We start from the raw sequence: 5882 nt of genomic DNA, 5'->3' as shown, positions 1-5882 counted from the left end.
CTCTTCCTCGCCGAAAAAACCGTCAAGAACTACATCTCCAGCATCTTCACCAAACTCGGCATGAGCCGCCGCACCCAAGCCGCCGCCCTCGCCGCACAACTCAAAGCCGACACCGACAAGAACCACCACCACAAGTGAACGCCCACACCAGAGGCCGAGCGTCGCTCGTCCCCGGGACCTTCGCCCCTGCCAGGCGCCATGCCCGCCGGAGGACGGTGGAGCCGTCAGGAGGTACGGCCATGAACATCGGGTACGCCCTCGCCTACCGCTACGCGCGCGGTGAGATCACCTCGGAGGAGCACGGCGAGCGGCTGGCCAAGCTCGGATGACGACCGCGCAGGCGCCGTACCGCACTCAGGCGAGGGAGGTCGCGGCCGCGCTCGGCACCGACGCCGAGCGCGGTCTCGGCGGGCCGGAAGCGGCGGAGTGGCTGACGCGGGACGGGCCGAACGAGCTGCCCGCGGCGCGCGGGCAGGGGCCGGCGGCGCGGTTCCTGCTGCAGTTCAACAGCCCGCTGATCTACGTGCTGCTGGCGTCGGCGGCCGCGAGCGCGCTGCTGGGCGAGCACGCCGACGCCCTGGTCATCCTGGGCGTGGTGGTCGTCAACGCCGTCGTCGGGTTCGTCCAGGAGTCCCGCGCGGAGGCGGCGCTCACCGCGCTGTCCGCGCTGACCCGCACCACGGCCTCCGTCGTCCGGGACGGCGCGCCGGTGACCGTGCCGGCGGCCGAGCTGGTCCCCGGCGACCTCGTCGCGCTGGCGGCCGGCGACAAGGTCCCCGCGGACCTGCGCCTGCTGCGCACCGACGAGCTCTCGGTCGACGAGTCGGCGCTCACCGGCGAGTCCGTTCCGGTGGGCAAGGACCCGGCGGCGCTCGGAGAGGCGGCGCTGGCGGACCGGCGCAACATGGCCTTCTCGGGGACGCTGGTCACCAACGGGCAGGGCGCCGGGATCGTCGTGGCCACCGGTGCCGCCACGGAGATCGGCGACGTGCACCGCCTGATGCGGACGGCCGGCACGGTCCAGACCCCGCTCACCCGCAAGATCGCCCGGTTCAGCGGGATCGTCACCGTCGCGATCCTCCTGCTGGCGGCGCTGACCTTCGGCATCGGCGTCCTGTACGGCCGCCCGCCCGCCGAGATGCTCACCGCCGCGGTCGCGCTCGCGGTCGGCGCCATCCCCGAGGGGCTGCCCGCCATCGTCACGATCACCCTCGCGTTCGGCGTCGCGCGGATGGCCCGCCGGGGGGCGATCGTCCGGCACCTCCCCGCGGTCGAGACGCTCGGCGGCACGACGGTCATCTGCACCGACAAGACGGGGACGCTCACCCAGAACCAGATGACGGTCACCGCCGTGTTCAGCGGCGGCCGCGAGTACACCGTCTCGGGCTCCGGCTACGCGCCCGCCGGCACCGTCGAACAGGACGGACGGCCGGTCCGCCCGGACTCGGATCCCGCGTTGCGGGAGACACTGCTCGCGGGCGCGGCCTGCAACGACGCGCAGCTGTTCGAGGAGGACGGCGTCTGGCGCATCGCCGGGGACCCCACCGAGGGCGCGCTCCTGACGAGCGCCGCCAAGGCGGAGATCGGCGACGTGCCGCCCAGGGCGGCCGCGCTTCCCTTCACCTCCGAGCGGCGCTTCATGGCCACCGCCCATGACGGCGGCATCGTCTACGCCAAGGGCCCGGTCGAGCGGATCCTGGAGCTCTGCGACGACCAGGCGGGGCCGGACGGACTGCCGGAGCCGCTGGATCGCGCGGCCGTCACGGCCCGCGCCGAGGCGTTCGGCGGGCGGGCGCTGCGCGTCCTGGCGTTCGCGCGGGCGTCGGCCGAGCGGCTCGATCCGCTGCCCCGCCTCACCTTCCTCGGCCTGCAGGCGATGATCGATCCGCCGCGCCCCGAGGCGGCGAGCGCCGTGCGGGCCTGCCGCGACGCGGGCGTGCAGGTCAAGATGATCACCGGGGACCACGCGGCGACCGCCGCCGCGGTCGGCGCCCGGATCGGGCTCGGCGGCGAGGTGGTGACGGGGGCGGACCTGGCCGCCGGCCTCTCCCCGGAGCGGATCGGCGCGGCCTCGGTGTTCGCGCGGGTCTCCCCCGAGCAGAAGCTGCGGCTCGTCCGGACGTTCCAGGAGGCCGGCCACGTCATCGCCATGACCGGGGACGGCGTCAACGACGCCCCCGCACTCAAGCGCGCCGACATCGGCGTCGCCATGGGACGCGGTGGCACCGACGCCGCCCGGGAGTCGGCCGACATGGTCCTCACCGACGACGACTTCACCTCCATCGAGCAGGCCGTGGAGGAGGGGCGCGGCGTGTTCGACAACCTGGTGAAGTTCATCGTCTGGGCGCTGCCGTCGAACATCGGCCTCGGGCTGGTGCTGGTCGCCGCCATCGTCGCGAACGCCTCGCTGCCGATCCTGCCGCTCCAGGTGCTGTGGCTGAACATGACGGCCGTGCTGGTCCTCGGCCTGCCGTTCGCGGTCGAGCCCAGGGACGAGGGGATCATGCGGAGGCCGCCCCGCGACCCGTCGCTGCCGCTGCTCACCCGCGCCATGACCCTGCGGATCCTGCTGGTGTCGGGGATCCTGCTCGCGGGCTCGTTCGGCCTCCAGCACTGGGAGCTGGCGCACGGGGCCCCGCCCGAGACGGCCCGGACCATCGTGGTGAACGTCTTCGCCGTCACGCTGATCGCCTACATGTTCAACTGCCTGTCCCTGGAGCGGCCGCTGCTGTGGCGCGGCGTTCGCCGCAACCCCTGGACGGCCGCCGGCGCCGCGGCCCTCCTCGCGATCCAGATGTTCTACACGTACACCCCCTTCATGCAGAGGGTCTTCCATTCGGCCGCGCTCGGCCTCGGCGCGTGGGCGCGGATCATCGTCTTCGCCGTGGCCGCCTACGTCCTCGTAGAGATCATCAAGCGGCTCCAGCGCGGCTGACGTCTCCCCGCGGCCGGGCGTCTCGGCCCCTTCTCGAAGGACCTTCGCCTCTGCGGGCCGCCCCCGCCACGGGCGGATCATGGGACATGAGGACGGAACCGACACCTGGAGGACTCATGGTCGCCCATCGCCCGCTGGAGAGGCGGGCCGTCGCCGAGGTGATGACCTTGGACCTTCTCACCATCTCCGAGTCCGAATCGGTGCTGATGGCGTGGGAGCTGATGTGCCAGGCGGGCGTCCACCACCTGCCGGTGGCCGACGACGAGGGAGGCTTCGTCGGCGTGGTCGACGCGCAGACCCTGACGGCCTCCTGGAACGCCTCCGGCCCCGAGCAGGCCCGCCGGGCCGTCACCACGCTCCTGCCGCCCGGACCTCCGGTGACGGTACCGCCCACGGCCACCGTCGCGGAGGCCGCCAGGGCCATGATGAAGGCCGGCCTGGACTACGTCCCGGTGACCGACGACCGGAACGTGCTCGTCGGCCTTCTCACGGCCCGGGACCTGGTGAGCGGGCTCGCCGGCGTCCATCGCGACGTCGGGCCGCGCACCGGCGGGATGCCGTCCCTGTACCGGATCGAACCGGTGTTCCCCGCCGGGCTCCCCGGCCACCCGGACGCCGGGCGGATGGGACCGGACTAGCGGTGGCGCGGAGAGCGGCTCGGCCGGCGCACGGCCGCGCCGCCCGGGACCGACGCGGTCAGTGGGCGGACGGCACGATGGCCACCGTGCAGGGGGCGTGCTGGAGCATCGCCGAGCTGGTCGCTCCGAGGAACAGCGGGTCCAGACCGCCGGCGCCGCGGTCCCCGACCACCAGCAGATCGGCGCCGTCCGCCGCCTGCAAGAGGGACTCACGAGGACGATCGAGGACCACCGAGACGTCGAGATCGGCCTGGGGGTAGCGGTCGCGCCACGGGGCGACGGACCGCTCCAGCGTCTCCGCCCGGACCTGGGCGAGCCGCTCCTTGTCGGTGAACAGGGGCAGCTCCGCCTCGTCGACCGCCCCGGGCTCCCAGACCCCGAACACGACCCGCAGGCGCCAACCGCGCAGCACCGCCTCCTCCATGGCGAAGCCCAGCGCGGCGTCGCCGCCCCGGGACCCGTCCACACCGGCGACGACGAGGCCGCGGGCAGGGCCGCCGCCGTGGTCGTCGCGGCGGACGGCCAGCACGGGCCGGCGCGCCCGGGCCGGCAGCTGCACCGCGGTCGAGCCGACCGGCAGGTGGTGCCGCTCGTGGGAGCCGATCACGATCAGTTCGGCGTCCTCGGACTCGCACACCAGGGCGTCGGAGACCGGCTCGGGCCTCAGCCGCTTGCCGACCGTCCGGGACATCCCGAGCTCGTGGGCCCGCGTTTCCCCGTGCTCAAGGAGCTTCTCCCCCGCCCGCTCGATGATCGCCTCGACGCGGCCGTCCACATGGTCAGCGGGGTACGGCCAGTGCCAGCAATGGCACAGCACCAGGTCCAGCCCGCGCAGGCGCGCCTCGTCGACCGCCCACCGCAGCGCCGGTTCGTTGTCCTCGCTGGCGTCGTAGCCGAGCAGCACGTGCGCCCGCTGAGCCCTGTCCAGTTCGCCCATTCCCAACACATCTCCCCGGTGAGGCGGCAGTACTCCTCGATTACTCAGTCTCGGTTCGCACCGAACCGTCCTGGACGGGCCGAAGGTCCCTGGAAGCCCGGTCCGTCCGGCACTCGGCACTCCGGCGCCGCCGGTGAGACGGTCCGGAAAGAGGGCATCGTCACCGGACGGCTACCGACGACCGGCGGGAGAGGCCATGAGCCGGTGGGACCTGATCTACGACGGTTACGAGCCGGCCGCCGAGCGGCTGCGCGAGGCACTGTGCACGCTGGGCAACGGCTATTTCGCCACACGCGGTGCCGCGCCCGAGTCGTCCGCCGACGGAACGCACTACCCCGGGACCTACATCTCCGGATGCTACGACCGGCTCACCGCGCGGATCGGCGGGCAGGACGCCGACAACGCCGACCTGGTGAACGTCCCGAACTGGCTCCCGCTGACCTTCCGCGCCGCCGGAGGCGAGTGGTTCGACCTCGACCGCGCCCGCGCGGAGGGGCGGCTCCTGGCGTACGGCCAGGAACTGAACCTGCGCCGCGGCGTCCTCACCCGGCTGCTGCGCTGCCGCGACGCGGCGGGCCGGACGTTCCGCCTCGCCCAGCGCCGGATCGTGTCCATGGACGAGCCGCACCTGGCCGCCCTGCAGACCACGATCGTGCCGGAGGACTGGACCGGCGTCCTGGAGGTCCGCTCGGCGCTGGACGGACGGGTCGCCAACACCGGCGTGGCCCGGTACCGGGACCTGCCGGCCGAGCACCTCGTCCGCGAGGATCCGGCCGACCCCGGCGACCCCGAGGCGCAGCTGCTCACCACGGTCACGACCACGTCGAGGATCGGCATCGCGGTCGCGGCCCGCACGCGGTCGTCCGAGCCGGCGGCGGCGTCCCGGCGCGCCGAACCGGGCTGGACGGCGCAGGACCTGCGCATCGAGGTCCGCGAGGGCGCGGCGGTGACGATCGAGAAGGTGGCGGCCGTCTACACCTCCCGCGACCGCGCGGTGGAGGAGCACGGCCGGGCCGCGCTCGCCGCCGTCCAGCAGGCGGACGGCTTCGACGGCCTGCTGGAGCGGCACGCGCTCGCCTGGGCGCACCTGTGGCGGCGCGCCCAGCTGAGGCTCGACCGCGCCGACGTGCAGCGCGTCCTCAACCTGCACATCTTCCATGTGCTGCAGACGGTGTCGCCGCACACCGTGGAACTGGACGCCGGCGTGCCCGCCCGCGGGCTGCACGGCGAGGCCTACCGCGGCCACGTCTTCTGGGACGAGCTGTTCATCCTGCCCTTCCTGACCATGCGGTTCCCCGAGATCGCCAAGGCGCTGCTGATGTACCGGTGGAGGCGCCTTCCCGCGGCGCGGCGCGCGGCCGCCGCTGCGGGC

At 73.8% G+C, this 5882-nt stretch carries 5 protein-coding genes; 4 read left to right on the top strand and 1 reads right to left on the bottom strand.

Features of this window, described 5'->3' with window-relative positions:
* The 3 genes from ABZ914_RS44630 to ABZ914_RS44620 form a co-directional block, all read left to right on the top strand.
* Positions 1 to 138 (top strand): LuxR C-terminal-related transcriptional regulator (locus ABZ914_RS44630; protein WP_500200777.1); only part of this gene is annotated, 138 nt, incomplete at its 5' end.
* A 187-nt stretch (positions 139 to 325) separates the two neighbouring features.
* A complete protein-coding gene (locus ABZ914_RS44625; protein ID WP_500200776.1) occupies positions 326 to 2935 on the top strand; it encodes a cation-translocating P-type ATPase in 2610 nt (869 codons plus the stop codon).
* A 116-nt stretch (positions 2936 to 3051) separates the two neighbouring features.
* Positions 3052 to 3573: a CBS domain-containing protein gene (locus tag ABZ914_RS44620; RefSeq protein WP_500200775.1), complete on the top strand. Its 522-nt coding sequence runs from the start codon at positions 3052 to 3054 to the stop codon at positions 3571 to 3573.
* A 58-nt stretch (positions 3574 to 3631) separates the two neighbouring features.
* On the opposite strand, the gene ABZ914_RS44615 is transcribed toward ABZ914_RS44620, so the two are convergent.
* A complete protein-coding gene (locus ABZ914_RS44615) occupies positions 3632 to 4510 on the bottom strand; it encodes a universal stress protein (RefSeq protein WP_500200774.1) in 879 nt (292 codons plus the stop codon).
* A gap of 196 nt (positions 4511 to 4706) precedes the next feature.
* On the opposite strand from ABZ914_RS44615, the gene ABZ914_RS44610 reads away from it, so the two are divergent.
* Positions 4707 to 5882, top strand: a 1176-nt coding sequence (locus ABZ914_RS44610) for a glycoside hydrolase family 65 protein (protein WP_500200773.1), incomplete at its 3' end; no start/stop codon positions are given.

It is taken from the genome of Spirillospora sp. NPDC046719 (assembly GCF_040645715.1).
Classification (GTDB): domain Bacteria; phylum Actinomycetota; class Actinomycetes; order Streptosporangiales; family Streptosporangiaceae; genus Spirillospora.
Note: the sequence above shows the minus strand (reverse complement) of the source record. Positions and strands in the feature narration are given on the sequence as shown.